At 39.3% G+C, this 17,081-nt stretch carries 13 protein-coding genes; 3 read left to right on the top strand and 10 right to left on the bottom strand.

Translation table 11 applies throughout. The features are described from left to right. The first annotated feature begins 19 nt into the window (after nucleotides 1-19). Nucleotides 20-1,168 (top strand): Gfo/Idh/MocA family protein, encoded by a 1,149-nt coding sequence (locus ACP2AF_RS15760; protein WP_425237108.1) that lies wholly within the window; start codon nucleotides 20-22, stop codon nucleotides 1,166-1,168. A gap of 7 nt (nucleotides 1,169-1,175) precedes the next feature. Here ACP2AF_RS15760 and ACP2AF_RS15755 read toward each other — a convergent pair whose 3' ends face one another. Both ACP2AF_RS15755 and ACP2AF_RS15750 read right to left on the bottom strand, forming a co-directional pair. Further along, nucleotides 1,176-2,132 (bottom strand): TerC family protein, encoded by a 957-nt coding sequence (locus tag ACP2AF_RS15755; RefSeq protein ID WP_425237107.1) that lies wholly within the window; start codon nucleotides 2,130-2,132, stop codon nucleotides 1,176-1,178. 74 nt (nucleotides 2,133-2,206) lie between these two features. Continuing rightward, entirely contained in the window at nucleotides 2,207-2,716 is a 510-nt protein-coding gene (locus ACP2AF_RS15750) for a YceI family protein (protein WP_425237106.1), read from the bottom strand. A gap of 106 nt (nucleotides 2,717-2,822) precedes the next feature. Between ACP2AF_RS15750 and ACP2AF_RS15745 the strand changes: the two genes are divergently transcribed. Then, the gene (locus tag ACP2AF_RS15745; RefSeq protein WP_425237105.1) at nucleotides 2,823-3,209 is read left to right on the top strand and encodes a hypothetical protein; all 387 of its coding nucleotides are present in this window, start codon (nucleotides 2,823-2,825) and stop codon (nucleotides 3,207-3,209) included. Between the two features lie 23 nt (nucleotides 3,210-3,232). Here the strand turns inward: ACP2AF_RS15745 and hpf are convergent, their stop codons facing one another. Then, nucleotides 3,233-3,535 carry a ribosome hibernation-promoting factor, HPF/YfiA family gene (gene hpf, locus ACP2AF_RS15740; RefSeq protein ID WP_425237104.1) on the bottom strand — a complete coding sequence of 101 codons (303 nt, stop codon included), beginning with the start codon at nucleotides 3,533-3,535 and terminating at the stop codon, nucleotides 3,233-3,235. A 193-nt stretch (nucleotides 3,536-3,728) separates the two neighbouring features. Between hpf and ACP2AF_RS15735 the strand changes: the two genes are divergently transcribed. Beyond that, complete coding sequence (locus ACP2AF_RS15735) at nucleotides 3,729-4,073, top strand: hypothetical protein (RefSeq protein ID WP_425237103.1); 345 nt, start codon at nucleotides 3,729-3,731, stop codon at nucleotides 4,071-4,073. Nucleotides 4,074-4,157: 84 nt separating this feature from the next. Here the strand turns inward: ACP2AF_RS15735 and ACP2AF_RS15730 are convergent, their stop codons facing one another. From ACP2AF_RS15730 to ACP2AF_RS15700, 7 genes are all read right to left on the bottom strand, one after another. Beyond that, complete coding sequence (locus tag ACP2AF_RS15730; protein ID WP_425237102.1) at nucleotides 4,158-4,601, bottom strand: hypothetical protein; 444 nt, start codon at nucleotides 4,599-4,601, stop codon at nucleotides 4,158-4,160. 559 nt (nucleotides 4,602-5,160) lie between these two features. Next, a protein-coding gene (locus tag ACP2AF_RS15725) for an IS3 family transposase (RefSeq protein WP_425234704.1) occupies nucleotides 5,161-6,299 on the bottom strand; the annotation gives its coding sequence in 2 pieces (ribosomal slippage) (nucleotides 5,161-6,038 and nucleotides 6,038-6,299; 1,140 coding nt in all). 350 nt (nucleotides 6,300-6,649) lie between these two features. Beyond that, nucleotides 6,650-10,453 (bottom strand): peptidoglycan DD-metalloendopeptidase family protein, encoded by a 3,804-nt coding sequence (locus ACP2AF_RS15720; protein ID WP_425237101.1) that lies wholly within the window; start codon nucleotides 10,451-10,453, stop codon nucleotides 6,650-6,652. 389 nt (nucleotides 10,454-10,842) lie between these two features. Further along, a complete protein-coding gene (locus ACP2AF_RS15715; RefSeq protein WP_425237100.1) occupies nucleotides 10,843-12,534 on the bottom strand; it encodes a reverse transcriptase domain-containing protein in 1,692 nt (563 codons plus the stop codon). Nucleotides 12,535-13,893: 1,359 nt separating this feature from the next. Then, nucleotides 13,894-14,808: an IS481 family transposase gene (locus ACP2AF_RS15710; RefSeq protein WP_425237099.1), complete on the bottom strand. Its 915-nt coding sequence runs from the start codon at nucleotides 14,806-14,808 to the stop codon at nucleotides 13,894-13,896. Nucleotides 14,809-14,862: 54 nt separating this feature from the next. Next, complete coding sequence (locus ACP2AF_RS15705; protein ID WP_425237098.1) at nucleotides 14,863-15,216, bottom strand: hypothetical protein; 354 nt, start codon at nucleotides 15,214-15,216, stop codon at nucleotides 14,863-14,865. Nucleotides 15,217-15,227: 11 nt separating this feature from the next. Then, nucleotides 15,228-16,961 carry a hypothetical protein gene (locus ACP2AF_RS15700; RefSeq protein ID WP_425237097.1) on the bottom strand — a complete coding sequence of 578 codons (1,734 nt, stop codon included), beginning with the start codon at nucleotides 16,959-16,961 and terminating at the stop codon, nucleotides 15,228-15,230. Between the last annotated feature and the right edge of the window lie 120 nt (nucleotides 16,962-17,081).

Below are 17,081 nucleotides of genomic sequence, written 5' to 3'. Positions count from 1 at the left end.
AACGAATTGATACGGTATCATGGAGAAAATTAGAATTGGGGTTGCCGGGTTAGGATTTATAGGCCCCATACATATTGAAGCGTTACGACGGATACCGGGACTCGAAGTCGTTTCGGTACATCATCACAATGACGCGGTCAAAACCAAGGCGGAACAATTGGGCATAGAGCGGTATTATCAAGATTATGAAACCTTTTTGAGCAGTGACCGTTTGGACTGCGTTCATATTTGCACCCCAAATTTCCTACATTATGAAATGGCCCGGAAAGCTTTGGCGCAAGGCCTACATGTGGTCTGTGAAAAGCCTTTGGCCACGAAAATATCCGAGGCAGAGGAACTGGTGGCCTTGGCAAAAAGTACCCATCGCGTGAATGCCGTCCAGTTTAATGTACGCTACTATCCGCTGATCCGCCAAATGAAAACGATGCGGGAAAAAGGTGAGCTAGGAGCCATTCACACCGTTTTGGGATCATACCTTCAGGATTGGCTGTTTTATGAAACCGACTATAATTGGAGATTGGAACCAGACAAATCGGGTGAGTCCCGGGCTGTTGCCGATATAGGCTCACATCTTATGGACCTTTTGGAATACATCACAGGGCTTAAGATTACCGCAGTGATGGCCGATTTTGATACGGTGCATAAGACCCGTAAAAAACCTCTGGTTCCCATAGAAACTTATTCCGGAAAACTATTAAAACCTGAGGATTATGCCGATGTTCCCATAGCTACCGAAGATACTGCCCATGTCCTACTTCGATTTAACAATGGCCATAAAGGGTCCATAACTGTAAGCCAGGTGGCGGCAGGTAGAAAGAATAGGGTTGCCTTGGAGATTTCGGCCTCCCAATCGAGCTTGGCCTGGGAATCCGAAAAACCCAATGAGCTTTGGATAGGAAAACGGGACGAAACTAACGGCCTGTTGTTACGCGACCCAAGTTTATTCCATGTGGAGGCCAGTAAGATTACCGCCTTTCCCGGAGGTCATAACGAAGGCTTTGCCGATACTTCAAAGCAATTGTTTTCCGAAGTCTACAACGCCATCCGAACGGGCATACCCCCACCTGAATGGAAGTTTCCAAGTTTTGGCGATGGACTGCGGGAATTGGTACTGGCTGAAGCCATTATTGCAAGTAATAAGGAACAAGCCTGGGTAACGGTTCCCTAAGATTGCGCTATACGTTTTCGGGTCCTTTCTTTTTTTCCGGTATGACCAAGGAAGCCACAATTCCTGCAATGAGGGAGACCGATATTACGGTCAAAGACACCCATTCCGGCAGTTCGATCTGGTGGGCGAAAAGCATCTTAAACCCTACAAAAGCCAAGATGACCACCAGGCTGTAATTTATAAAGCGAAACTTTTGCAACATCCGGGAAATTAAAAAATACATGGAGCGTAGGCCTAAAATGGCCAGGATATTGGAGCTGAAGACAATGAAAGGGTCCGCAGTAATGGCCAAGATAGCGGGAATACTGTCCAAGGCGAAAAGAACATCGGTCACCTCAATGATGACCAAGGCCACGAATAAGGGAGTGGCGGCCGTGACCCCCATGCGTTTTACAAAAAAATCGTGCCCGTTAAGGGTCGTGGTTATGGGGTAAAGCTTTTTAAGCTGCCGAAACATGAAGGATTTTTGCGGATCGAATTCGGAATCATCGGATTTTAGCATCTTAAAGGCCGTGTAGAGCAGAAATGCCCCAAATACATAAATTATCCAATCGAATTTATTGATCAAGGCTACCCCAAAAACGATCATCAATCCCCTAAAAACAATGGCACCCAAAATACCCCAAAAGAGTACCCGGTGCTGGTAGAGTGGGGGAATGTTAAATGTGGTAAAGATCACCGCGATAACAAATACGTTATCAATGCTTAGGGAAAGTTCTATGAGGTAACCCGTAACGTACTTAAGAACGGCGGTATTAGGCGTTAATCCCGTGGGGTTTTCCACCAATCCACTGGAGAACAACCAATAAATGACCCCACTAAAACCCAAGGCTATGGACACCCAAAGTGCGGTCCACATTCCCGCTTCCTTGCTACGTATTACATGCTCGTTTCTATGGAACACCCCGAGGTCCAGGGCCAGGAACACGATGACCAAAGCAATAAATAGCACCCATATCCACATAGCCAATTTTTATGGCGCCAAGTTAACAATCCATTTTTTTGATGGCAAGGGGTACATGAAAGATTTTAAACTATTTATTGGAGTGTCAAAAGGAAATTCACGATTACTTCATTGTCCTTCCTTTCCTTTTTGACGTTGATTCCGAAGTCAGATGAAAATAGGGTAGTGGTACCTCTTACTTGGTCGGCCTTTCGGGTGAAATCTATGGTAATCGGTTTACTTTTTCCTTTTAGGGTCAGGTCGCCGGTGACCTTAAATCCAGTATCCGTAGTGGTCACGGAGGTACTGGCAAAGCTTATTTTCGGATAGTCGTCCGCATTGAAATATTTTTTGCCTTTTAAGGACCAATCCCGGAGAAAGTTCCCGGTCTTTAAGGTCTCCACACTTACGGCGCCCTTGAATTCTGAGTTGGATGGGTTATCCAGATCGATAGTGGAGGAGGATCTAAAACCAGAGATACTTCCATCTACATCCTTGGAAACAAAAGTAAAGGTAATCTCCGCGTTGGAAATTTCATCTTGGGCAAGGACAAGGGGCGATGGTAAAAGTGCCCATACCAAAAAAACAATCCATTTGGATTTCATATCATAAATGTTTCATGAAGTGTGCCAAAGTTAACCAATAATTTGAGTCGATAAAAAGAAGGCAAAAATCGATATAGCGTTGTGAATGGTCCAAAATTCCCATAGTGTGCCAAAAAGATTGTATTTTGAAGATAGAACAGTATTTGATTTTGAAATGAAGAAATTAGCGAATTGTACCCTTGGGTTGGCTACCTTGTTTTTTGGTGTGCAAACTACTAAAGCCCAAAATTCTGAAAGGGAGGAATCGACCATAACCGAACGGACTTATATGGAACGTTTCGAACCTCAGCTGATTAAGTCGGTAGAGGAGCGGTTGGCACTGAAACAATTGAGGATTGCCGAAATGCGCCGAAAAATGACAATTCTGGACTCCTTGGATATTTCCGAACGTAAGCGCAAAGCATTGCTAAAGGACCTTCGTAACAATCCATTTTCCCACCGATTGTCCAAAACCTTGTCCAATATTGAATTTGTAGATGAAGTAGAGGATTAGGGGATACCTCTCTTTAGCGCTATTTAACGCGATTTCATTTTTTCCTTGCGTTTTCGTAGTTGGCGCCGTAGATCGTCCACGGATTCCGAGATAGAAGCTTCAAAGGAAGCATGGCTAGCCTCTGCAAAAAGTCGGGGACCGGGAGCGCTTAAACGAATATTACAAATCTTACCAGTATCTGGCTCCGAGGTGTTTTCCGTCTTAAAAAATACATCGGCCCGAACGATGAAATCGTATTTGTCCAATAATTTATTTAGTTTTTTGGATGCCAGTTCTTCCAGTCGGGGACTAGCCTGGACATCATGATACTCAAAATGGATGTTCATGAAATACAATTTAGGTTCAGTGGAAAGATAAAGAGAAGCCAAATGAAAATCAAATGGAGGTTATTTAAACTAAACTTAAAGTTTATTCTAAAAAAACGTTAAAGTCTGATTTTCGGTCGATTAGGGATATGTTTTTTTTCTAACTTTAATTGAGTTGTACGATATTGGCTATAACCCCCTAAATCCGTATCCTATGGAAAACCTCAAAGATGACTACAGAACACCGGGCCAAGGCCACCATGAAAAAAACGCTTTGGTATTAAAGTTGGAACGTAGTCAGCAAGATGTGGGTCAGTTACGCAACAAATTGAACTCCTATATCTGTGAGCCCAAGACCTATAGCTTGTTTGAACGCATGGAGGACTTAAAGAATGGCTTGGACACCTTAAGTAATACCAATAAGGAAATTATAGTATCCCTAAGGGAACGAAAAAAACATACGGTTGATTTTGTAGACCGCGTACGGCAACAGTTTTTAGCATTCAATGAATTGCAGCGTGGCGTAGAGGATTATATGCAGGGGTTGCGGAGTTATTGAGGTAAACTACGAATTTGGAAGACCATAAAAAAACCTGATTGAAATGAACAATCAGGTTTTTGGTGTTTAGACTTTTTTAGTTTCCTAGTTGGCGTTTACACCGATATTGGCTGCGGAAATTACCGTATAATCCTCCGGAGTGTTGTGGATACTCACATGTCCGTCCAATTGCAATAGGCCCTCATAGGAAATTGAGGTTCCTACATCGAGTTTTGAGACGGTAGTTGTACTGACTTTACACTCACAAGGATTTAGCGTTAAGGCGATGGCTCCACCTTCTTCAGCAGTATTGAATCGAATATAGGCCGGGTGTACGGCTACGGAAGAACCGTCTTCCAGTTCCACCAAGACTTCCGTCTTGCCGTCACTATCTTCGGTAAACGTCACCGTTCCGGTAATGCCATTAGGTCCAACGGCCTGTAATCTATACTCCGTACTTTGAAGGATTACACTGGATACATCATCTTTTTTGCAGCTGGTAATCAAGGCAAATACCACCGCGATTACTAGAAAAGGGGCTTTTTTCATTCGTTACGTTTTAGTTAATTCTTAAATGTTCTTTTTCATGGCGTTTACCATAATGTGGTGCAATTTGAATATAAGTTTTTGTTTTGTTTCTTTTTTTTCGATAAAGTGTACGAATAATAGGGGGTATTATTAAAATAGTACATACAAATAAAATTCTATTTGACATAATATAAATTATAGTACAAATGCTTATGGGTAGCAAATTGCGTATAGCTGTGCTATTTGATATAAAATCAGTTCTAGCGCTTTAGTGCTATAACGATACCGATTTTATGTCAAAGCAATTTGCTGATAATGGTTATTTCCAAACCGCATTCGTAGGCTATATTTATATTATGTCAAATACCGCACAATCATTCTGCACACTTTAAACATTCGTTTGCCGGTATACAAGAAACCTTTTTAAGCGGTGTACTGCGCACGAGCTATCATTTGTATCTATAATTTGCCGTTATGTAAAATAGCCGCTCGGCCAACAGCACATTGCTTTCATAAAAGGTAAATGCCCTTGCATTTATTTTTATACGCAATTCTCAGCCACTTTGTAGCCTTACCCTTTTTAGGACAACTCTAAATTCAATAATTTTTCATTAATTATGTTGGTTTCGGGGAAGAATTCTTCCCCGAAACGGTCTTTGTATTCCCTTGGTGGCATATCGTCCAATGCCGAGTGCGGGTGCTTTGTATTGTAGTTCTCCATCCATTCGTTGGTCAATGTCCTTATCTGGTGCAGGTCATTGAACCAATATGCATCGAGTACATCTTCGCGATAATGTCGGTTCAATCGTTCCATAAATGCGTTCTGTACGGGCTTTCCCGGTTGGATGAACCTGAGCTCGATTCTTTTCTTCTTGCACCAATCGGCCAAGGTCTTGGAAATGAACTCCGGACCGTTATCGCAACGGATCGTTTTGGGAAGGCCCATTTCTTCCTCCAAATGGCTTAATGTCTCCACCACTTTTTTTGCCGGGTAGTTCAGCCCCACATCCATGGCAAGCACCTCACGGTTGCAATCGTCCATTACATTGAACACCCTGATCTTCCTGCCATCGGACAGCACATCGGCCATAAAGTCCATGCTCCACACCTCATTGAGATCCATCGGGGCCTCCAATGGGTTCTTTGTCCTTGCGGGCAAACGTTTCTTGTGTTTGCGCCTGAGTTTCAGGTTCATCGACCTATATACCCGCAAGACCCGTTTGCGGTTCCATTTATGGCCTTCGCGACGAAGCCGCTTGTAATACACCTCAAAGCCCCTGGTGGGCAGTTCTTCCGCCAGTCTGGATAACGCTCCGACAACTTCCGTGTCATCCTTCCTGTTGTGGTGGTACCACATCGAACGGGCAAGTTCCAGAACCTGACAGGAACGTGATACGCTTACCGAATAGGCCTCTTGTAGGTATTTCGCGCGGTGCTTCTTGTCGGAAGGCCCTAGAACTTTTTTGACAGCACGTCCTTGAGCATGCGGACGTCCAGACTTACGTCGGCGTACATCTGCTTAAGCTTGCGGTTCTCCTCCTCAAGCTCTTTAAGGCGCTTCATATGGGCCACTTCCATGCCACCATACTTCTTTCTCCAATAATAAAAGGTGCTGGTATCGATGCCCATCTCACGGGATATGTCCCCGACCTTGCGGCCCTGTTCGTTCTCTTTGAGTGCCTTGATAATCTGGCTCTCGGTAAACTTGCTTTTTTTCATCTGACAGTTAAAATTTAAAGTTACTATTTTCGAATTTTAAACTGTCCTATTTTTAGGGAAGGCTACAACTTGGCCAGCGCCATTAAAAGCTTAGCTTTTCGTTCTTATTGAAACCTTTGGTTTACTTGTGAATTTTGAAAAGAAAAATTTCAAGGGCTTTTCGTCAGCTTGCCGCAAAAGCTTAAAATTTAGCGAAGCATAAATTTCTAAGCACTTGCTATTCCATGTGTACCAAACAAACATTTTTAGAGTCTATTTGACTGATATAATTTAAACCTGGTCGTATTCTTACATTAGATCCGAATCTATAGAATACCTAGAAAGAGTTCTTGAACCAAGGATTATTTTAGTCACTGAAGAGGATAAATACCGTTCGGGGGAATAATTCTACCTTCGTCATCAATTAACTCAATATGTATATGATCCGTTGTGTCTTTTGAATGCTTAACGTTAATATCTTGGACAGTTCCCAATACCGTAACACCCTGCACAACTTTTGAACCCTTCTTTATGTTTGAAGATGGTTTCACGTATAAAACCTTGGCTTCATAACCAGCATTTTTTATCACAATAGCAGTTAAACCATTATTATTAGTTGTATAAGCTGGTGATATTCTATCAACTTCGCCTGAAACCGGAGCAATCACAGGGTCACCCTCATTCATTTTATAGTCTATTCCCTTATGCTTATATCTCTTTCCGGTCTTGCTATTTTTTCGTCGTGATAAAAAATCTCCACTACCTCCGCCGTCAAATCTGATTTGTCCAGTACCGTTCGGGGGATAGATTGATTCACCTCTTTGCATCCCTGGCCAGGGTTTACCATAAACAGCTGTGGTATTACCTTTAGCTTCCTCAATGAACTTTTTAGTTCCATCAAAAATCAATTCATCATCGAACTCAGTATATTCATAACTTACATAAATATGAATATTAGAGTTGGCATTGGGATCCTTGGGTACGGCATTACCTTCAGAATCGATTAAAGTCACATTGCCATCTTGATCTACTTCAGCGCCACCAAGATTACAATCTTCTCCCTCCTCTACGTCCTTACCTAGGATATTACATATCCCTTCTCCGAGTCCATTAATTAAATCTAATGTCGCATGGGTTAAAAATTGGACTCCCCCTTTGAAAAAATTACTACTTCTTTCTCTTTCCTGGAAAGTCCAATTCCATTTACCATCCTTTACTGTAACTTGTTGTACTTCTCCCCTTGGCGTCAAATACGAAGCTTTGCCATCAATAATTCCATTTTCAAATTTCCCTGTTAAGACACTATTATCTGCCAAGTAAAGCTTATAAGGACCATAAAAATTTTCTTTTTTTCCATGATTTTTAGCTGGAATTACGCCACCCATACTCATAGATGTAAAAAATAACTCATCATTGAAACCATAATTACTTATCAAAACGTCCCCATTGTAAAATTGAACAACAGAAAGTTCATTTTTGACGGTGTGTTTGTTTCCGTTGGAATAAGAAAATATTCTATCTTCATAGGTAATGTTTTCGAATTTTGGTGTCAACTCTAAATTATTCCAATCAACATAATCTGTAGTATAAAATAAAAGATTTCCGTGACCTTCAGGATCGTAATCTGCATAATAATGATTTACGGTATCATTAATTACCTCTTTTCGTATTGATGTTCTTACATCCTTGTAAACATCCTCTTGGGAGTTATATACTTTTCCGTCATAGAAATAACTAATTGTTTCTCCCTCTTTAATGCCATGTTTATAAAACTCGTAAGTTTTTATTTTTTGGGATAATGGATAGAAGGTATATGACGCGCCTTCTGGAATACCGTTTTTGTATTGTTGAATTCGACTGATTGCATCTGTACTTAAAAGTGGAAAAAAATAGTAGCATGAGCCCTCCTTTTTGCCATTTAAAATTTGACATCTTGAAATTTCTCGGTTATTACGATAATAATATTTATGCTCCCATCCTGTCTTTAATTTACCCTTTTCAAAAACACCCTCGAATAACTTTAGAGTATCTTGATATACCACTCCTTTTCCTTCAAAAAGCCCATTCTTAAATTCCCCTTTGTATTTTAGGTTAAATTGGCGGTAGTAGGGATGGTTTGCCATTTCAAAATCCAATTCCCCTATTCCATTAGGTTTACCTTCTTTAACGGCACCATCATATACTTTGTAATTAAATAGCTGTCCGTTTGAGAGGACTATTTCACCATTTTTGTATTCATGAATTAGATTTCCATCATTTGGAATAGTTTCTAACAATAAGTTGTATTGATAACTAAAAGCATCTGAATTTAAACTTACTAGTTGTTGAGAAAAAAACTCTTCCCTTAAGATTGAATGTAATCTTCTGGGTAAAAGACTCTCTCCTTTGGATGTAAAGTCAAAGTCTAATATCGTGCCGAGTTCAATAAAATCCTTTTCTAACTCTGCATAAAAAAGTTGTTTGTCTGAATAAGAACTATTGACAATATCTAACATCTTTCCACTTTCCAACTCATTTTGGGTATTAATCCAACCTTCTAAAGCTTCCACTTCACTTTCGAGAATCTCCAATATATATCTCGTCGAGTTGCTGGTTAAGATATTGGACTTTAATTCTTCCGGCAATGAATTCCTTTCATATCGCAATCCCAGTCTATAATTTTCAATATCAAAAACCGCATCACCCGTATCAATGATTCCGTAAGAGGCATTATAACCACTCTCGCTATTTTTTGATAGAAGTAAATGTGAGTTTAGGATGGTACTTTGGCTTTCTTCCGATTTCACCAATATTACACCAGCATGACCAAAACCATCAACTCCTTTTACTGAAAAGACAAGAAAATATCCGCTGTTGATTTCATTTGGTCTTATATATTGACCATCAATAGGGGAATCCACTGAATTACCCATCATGGAAACTTTATAGTTTATATAATCTTTATTTTCAAATTCTTTATTAATCATGATATTTTGATGCGCCTGAGAATACCAACTATCCTTCCTAGTAACAATGTTCTTTAAAACTGCATCCTTACTGAAATGAAAACTCATCCAGCTAGCGTCTGATTTAGGGAATTCATACCCACTTACAATCATATCACCCTGATGGAACATCCTCATTTCATATGTTGATTCATCCTTTCGTAACAAGTCGACGGATGTAGTACTGAATGGCATATTATTAACCCGTTTAAACCAAGCTAATTCACCAGTCGGAAGAATTCTTGATAAGAAACCATGGTAATATCCTAAAGGTATTTCGTCAGATTCGCCACAATAGTAACCACCTATCAATAAAACCTCATGTACATCATCAAACAACAACTTTGCGGTCATTTTGGAGCATGAACTTTTCCCACTTAATTTTCTACTCCAACCAATGTTGCCGAATCTGTTAATTTGAGCGACTACCATTTCATTTTCTCGAATTAAAATTGAAGATCCAGATTGGGAAGTAGTGTTGTACGAAGTGCCTACATATACCCTTCTATCTTCATCTAAAAAAATTGCATCATGAATGACCAAATTAGGTATAACTTGGCTGGAGAGGATTGTAAAATCGAAATCTATTTCAACTAGAAACGAGAAAAGGTCATTTTCCGGATTATTTAGTTTTTGTCCTAAAATTTCAGCTTCAGATGCTTTGCCAATTCCTGTTAACAATATTCTATCATCTTGGAAAATCGAAATATTGTCTATTACAATATTATCCCGAGATACAAAATCAAGTTTTAAACTTTCATTGGCAGCATTGAAATAAAATATAAAACTTCCTTCTGCCTCATTTGGAATATTACTAGTGGACAAATTAAATGGACCATTAAAACTGCCTGAAATTACATGATGTTGGCCGTTGATGGCATAACTCGTGATGGTGAAGCCTCTCGCGCTCTCGAACTGCCAGCTTCGCTCTACCTCAAAATTGTTTTTGTTAATTTTTGAAATGAATAATCGATATTGGGCATCACTATTTTCTACGACAGTTGTATTATTAATCACTAATTTTCTGCCTGTGCTACCCAAATAATAAACAAAATCTTCTGCCTCCTTTACAAAAAGATTTTCAATGTTTCCCTGAATAAGATTTTTGGGAATTTGACCATTAACGATTGAAAAGGCTGGCACTAGAAATACCAAAAACATTTTGATAACATTATTTATGGTCAAATTCATAAAATACCTTTCGAATTAATTGAACAACTTAATGGCCATATAGTTTAATCTAAATTAATATTAATTGCAAAGAGTCTTTGAATTTAGGTAGGCTCGATATTGAATGGAATAACTCTTAAGTTCGGAGCAGAGAATTTATTAATTGTCCTCATTATGAGCACCTACTCTCTCTGAGCTGACTTTTTTTGTAAGCACTCATAGCATTATGTCAATTAGGATTGAAACTTGTTGTTATTCTTTCTTTTCTTTTGTCTTGAAACAAAAGAAACAAAAATTCAAGAAGAAAATATGCTTCCAAGCGCCCTTTGTGTCTCAATAGCTTTGCTATTTAGGCACTTCGTGCCTTAACACAAATCCGAGGGCAATCGCTCTTTGTGTTAGCCACAAATTCACGCCCTCGCCGACCCGCATTTTCTTCTGGCCGCCTTTTTTGAAACCTTGACTTTACCCAATTCTTGATAAGTATTTTCCTTTACCTCATGGAATTTCGACCATACTTTGCGGTATTGCCTTTTAATTGTATCATCTCCATTGATTTCTTTCATTACTTCGTTTGCTTTATTTAAATAACTGATGAAATTACCCCAGTCATAATGCACAGAACGGCTATAACCTGTAGGACTACCGGGATCAGGCACCCACTTTAGACGACGTTTTGAACCGACATGGGTAAATCTTTTATACAAACGTGTTTCAAATAATGAATTTGATGGAATATGGGCTTTTTTGGCAAAATGGGCACCACGTCTAAAAGACCTTTTCATGGTGCGATAAAATTTAGAAAAACCAGCCGTTTTAACCCTGACTTTTTCTCCATCATAGCTGAAACCCAAATATTCCAATTGTTTATTTTGGTTCAATTTTCCATTTTCAACTATCCCACCCATAAATTCGCCAGTCTCATTTAACTCATAATGGTATATGTTGGTCTTTTTACGTTGAATGTCGAGCTTCGCTTTAACTTCAATTTCATTTTGTATCAAACCGTAAAAGTATTCTTCATCCTCTCGATCACAAATTATGATAAGATCATCACTGTACCTTTGGTAGTAAGCTTTTTTTGAAGAGTCAATTACGGCGTTATTAACCTTTTCGTCAAAATCTAACATGTAGATGTTAGCCAAAGTAGCACTTATTGGAGTACCTTGTGGAATACCTTTGAGTTTAGTTTTTCCGAGTTCACTCCTACTTCTAGAACTTAGAGGCTTGTCATAGCGAATAAGATCAGTGGCTTCATCAAAAAATTCTTCAGTAGTGCAGAATGCAACCACTTTTTCGTGCCGCATGTTGTAGATTTTGCTGACCTTTTTTCTTTTTAGTTCGGTTTGTGAAGTATCATGTGGCTTAAATCGTTCTATCATTAGTTTGTGCTGGAACCGATTAAAAAGTTCGTTTTCATTGACATAATTCTTTGCAATCAAATTTTTATAAACTGCATAATGATCTTCCGGCATATTATTGACTTCTAAAACTCGCTTCCATTGAGCGTGTAATAAGCGATGGTCTAAATTGTCAAAAAAGGAAGTGACATCCGCCACGATTATAGAAAGCTTTCGGTGTTTATTTTCTTCAATAAAATTTAGAGCTTCGAATGCAAATTCTATGTTGGACTTATTTCCACTTTTTCCATTTTTAATAGGAATTTTTCGGTATGCGACAGCAACAGAAGAGTAAGGTTTGTCTTCTAAGTAATCTTCATAAGCAATGGTAAGCAAATGACTGTAGTAACTATAAATAATGGAATCCAAATGAGATGAAAAAAATATATGACGTTGCTTTTTTTCACCTACCGTCCGCTGCCTCTTGCCATATTCGTTTTTTATAGCATTTTTAGCAGGTCTATACTTGCGTTGATTTAATGTTCTGTGAAGGAGAGGTACAAATTTATGATTGGTGATTTTGTCTGGATTGGTAACATAATTAATTATCCAACCACTGTCCCTCCTTTTTGTTAAGGGATGTCCAATGTGGGGATATTTTTTAAATTTCAACCAATCTTCAACCATAGTAAAAAAATATGGCTGGTCGTGGCTTACCTTAATTGGTAGATACAATCCTGATGTTGCTTCTTGCTTTCGCAATACACAACGCCACTCTTTGATAGAATGAAGTTCGTAACTTTGATAGAACCGTGCAATATGACAGCAATAACAGAAGTTGAACTTAAGGTAACTCCCTTCACTATTCTACTGGCCATGAAACTTGTAAGAACATGGTTGCAGATTTGTGAAATTGGAATCACACTTCACGCGTCAGCCGAAATTCTGCGCGTGGAACACAAATGTGCACTTAACATAAAACGTATCCGCCGGTCTTGTCCCAGCCATAATACTTTTTAGTTGTCATAAACTATACCGAAATTGAAAATGGAAAAATTAATAAGGCAAATCGAATTGAAATGACTCTTTGTCAGTTTTTCACTGCCACATTTTTCATGAGTACTGACATGGGACTTATAGAGTATAAAAAAAGTGACGACAAAACATCGTCACTTAAATATATTGACTCCATAAAATAGGAGATTATTTTCCCTAAGGGGATTCGAACCCCTACACTTCTAAGAAGTATCCGATTCCAAATCGGACGCGTCTACCATTTCCGCCATAAGGCCGCCCTAAATAGTTCAATTATTGTACCAATTCCAAATACTGTCATTCTGTCTCCAAAAAAACCAGATGTTATTCTTTCCATTCCACACCCATTCCCCTACCCTTTCGGGTCGTGTAAAAAGTGTTCCATTACCTTTCTAAAGAGAGTTTTTAGAAGAAATTTTTTCAGGAAGTGTGGTACAAACTTTCGCTTTTACCAAAGCTCAAGTTACATAACACTGTACATTATGATACAAATATGCTTATGGTGTAAAACGGCGTATACAGCGTATTTGAAATAATATCAGATATAAGCTCGCGTAAGCGAATTATATCGTTACCGATATTATGTCAAAGCCGTTTTACTGAAAGGCTTATCCATATTCGTAAGTCATAATTATATATTATATCAAATATCCCTCAGCTGAATTATGTCCATTAGAATTTTGAACAGGGTCATTAACCAGAAAACGGTACGCTAGCGCGTGGCTAAATTATTTGTACTCATAATTAGCCGTTATGTAAAATTGCCGCTGCCAAACGCTCGATTGCTTTCATAAAATCAAATTGCTTTTGGCAATTTATTTTATACGCAATTCCCAGCCGCTTGCCAACGCCAAAAAAGCAAAACCTTTTAGATTTTATTAAACTTTCGAAATATGAGAATCTTCTAGTCAATAAATTTTTCATGACCTTAACGTCTGCTTGCCGCAAAAGTTTAAAATTTAGCGGAGCGTAAATTTCTAAACACTTGCTACCCCTAGGCGTTCCAAACAAACTTTTTTTGAAGTCTATTTGATATAATGTTAAAGCGAGCTACTGTGCTACTTCAGCTAAAATGGCACTAAACTCTCATTTTTTTAAGTGATACATTAAAATCTCATAGGGTGTCTTTCCCTTGAATGCACCATGTGGTCTATCAAAGTTATAAAAGTCTTCCCATTGCTTTATTTTCTTTTTCAAATCCACGTCGTCAGAGTAGTCCATTAGCTGATAGAACTCCTTTTTGTCCGTGAGGTGCGACCGTTCCACCTTTCCGTTGAGCTGTGGCCTTCCAGGCTTTATATAGCGATGCTCCATGCCAAGGTCCTTTACATGCCAGTTGAACTTGGATTGGAACTCGTGCCCGTTGTCGGTCTGGACGGTATGGATTCGGAACGGGAACTTACTTACCACATAATCCATACAGTCAATGGGACTTGATTGGTTGTGCCTTTCATATACTTTCAATGCCCTGATACGTGTACAATCATCGATTGCCGTGTACTGGTAACGTTTTATCTTTTTCCCCTCGACGGTATTGAATATCAAGAACTTGACATCCACTTGAACATGGTGCCCCGGGGTTTCCTTGGCATACCGTTTCGGTCCCATTGCCTTTCTGGTAACGTTACGCTTGAGTGGTTTTATGCCATTCCTTTTCAAGGTTCTAAAGACACTTGATTCGGAAACATTGATGTCATGATATCTTTCCAAATACCATTTGATACGCCATGTGCCAAGTTTGTGCTCCTTTCTAAGGTTCAATATAAGATCAACAGTCTTTTGATCGATTCTATTTGGGTAGGTATCAATCCCTCTTCTTTTCCTTAAAAGACCCTCCGCGCCATCTTTCTCATACTTTCTTTTCCAATTAAAATAACTGCTCCTGCTAACATTGAACATTTCACAGGTTTCCTTGACCTTTCCATAGTCCTTTGCGAATTCCAGCACCCTTAGTTTGAACTTCCACCTTAAGTATTGTTCGATTTCCCTTGTTTTTTCCATGTCAAAAGTGTCTCTTGATTTATTATCATAATAGTACACTTTTAGTTGACGTAGTCACATGGTCTCCAATTTCTCCAGCATTCTGCGTAATTGAAACCTGGAATTCAATATACCTATTAGCTTGCCCGTAATTGCTGCTATAATTAAGGATACTGGAATTCCCCACCATTTTTTTAAATAGGAAGGCTCAGAATATAAAAACAAAAAAATCAATACAAATAAGGTCAAAGTGACTAAAAATGCTCCTTCTTGACAACCGCACGCAAAAAAGTGTTTGTTTAGTTTTCGTACAAACTTTTCATCCTTACCAAACGAATCGTCCAACTGAATTTTCCTGAATCGTCTTTTTATGCTTTTATCCAGCTTTAATTGACGTATACTATTCCTATCCTTAATTGAGTAGATCATTTTGTTTGCTTTTAAGGGAGAATGGTATCACGTGCTTGTTGCGTGGTTGTAATGTAATCCCATGTATCTCTTGCATTGTCAAGGGTAAAATTGGCCTCTCCGGATAAAAACAGAAATTCCGGCACACCCGAACCAATACCCCCCATTGGAGGCACCCACATAATATAGGATGGATTGTCATGACCCTCATGGTTAAGTCCATAATAGTGACCTATTTCATGGATAGGTACAAAACGTAGTGCGACTTCGGGGAAGCGAGTTCTAAAGGTGACTCCGGACGGGCTGAATTCTTCCAATCTGGGACGGAACCATGAGGTAAGTCCATTCAAACTTAGGTCCCGATACCCAAATACGGCTACAGTGGGTACCGTACTTAGATCTTCATTGGTATCAGGTCTTCCTATCAGACGAAACAGGTTACGCTGTGAAGTATCGTCACCTACGTCAGATTGCAAGGGGACAAATTCACTTGTATTTACGACTACCTCTTTTATTGATGGCCATGTGAAATTCAATCCTATTTGAAAGCCTTTTCGCCTGGCCAATTTCAAGTAGTCCCTAAAAGTTTCCAATTTTATGGGATATACTGTAAATGAGGGTACAGCATCAGGGCCTAAACTAATAAAATCATCAATATCACTTTGTGAGACCTTTGTTGATGTGCCTGTATAAACGACCTCCCCATGAAAAGCCCCATAAATAAATTCGCCACTGCAATCCGATATCCTGCCGGCCAAAGCATGCAGGTTCAGGACACCTTCTGTGTGAAGCCCTCTTAAAAATTCAGTACTTCTGATGGCCAACCTCCATGGATCCATAGTCATTGGAACCCCAATGGGATAGCCTCCTAAGCGAGCCCTTCTTCTGGAACGACTCAGGCGCTCCGGGTCTTCGGAAAATACCGCTACAAGGGCTTCGTCGATGATGCGCTCAAGGTCCCTATCCTGGAGCAGTTCTTTAGGGCCAACATAAAAAAGCTGTCCCGGTAATCGAGTCACTGAAGTTATAAGTCTTAGGATATTTAGTATTCGCAGCGCTCCTTGGATTCTGCACCAGTTCAATGTTAAAATACCTGCAATTAGATCTTTGATACCCTCCAGGGTTTCGGATATAATATCCACAATATCCTCCAACCAATTTAGTATGCCACTTAAGAATCCAAAAATAGCAGTAAATAAAGCGCAAATAGCATCACCGAAAATGCAAAAGGAACGTCCTAGACTATCCAAAAGTTTGCCAATGTCTTTGAGTATCCCTTTAAGATCTTCAAGCAGTACACCTACAAAATCAATGATATCCTCTATGGTGTCCACAATATCGTTCCATAAATCCCATAAGGTTTTAAATGCTTGTATTGGATCGGTAAAAAGACACACGATAAAAGTTACCAATCTATGTATGACCTTAAGTACCAATTCTACAACGATACCTATAATATGGGTTACTACCTGACAAACAATGGTTACGACCCATTTTAAAACGGTGACCACGACCCAGGTTACGATTTTGACAACCACGGTCACAATCCAACAAAACCATTTATTGCAACACGCACACCACCAATTACAGTCTTGTTCCCTGCATCTTCGTTCTTCCCTACTCGCCCATTCTTCAACAGGTTGCCATACTTCTTCCTCTACCCATTGACCAATTTCTTCGCAGACTTCCCGAGCTTCTGTAATGAAACGTGAAACGGGCGTCAGTATGTTTTCCGTTATCCAAGTTGAAACTTCCCTACAAGCCATATTTTATAGTTTTAGATTTAAAGCATAGTCGTTTGTCCCATGATGCCATCCCACAGGAGAAATAAACCAGCGTTAATTAATTGGTTATGAGTATTTTAAAAGTAGTTATTCTTCTGAATC

Source organism: Ulvibacterium sp., assembly GCF_965248315.1.
Lineage (GTDB): Bacteria > Bacteroidota > Bacteroidia > Flavobacteriales > Flavobacteriaceae > Ulvibacterium.
Note: the sequence above shows the minus strand (reverse complement) of the source record. Positions and strands in the feature narration are given on the sequence as shown.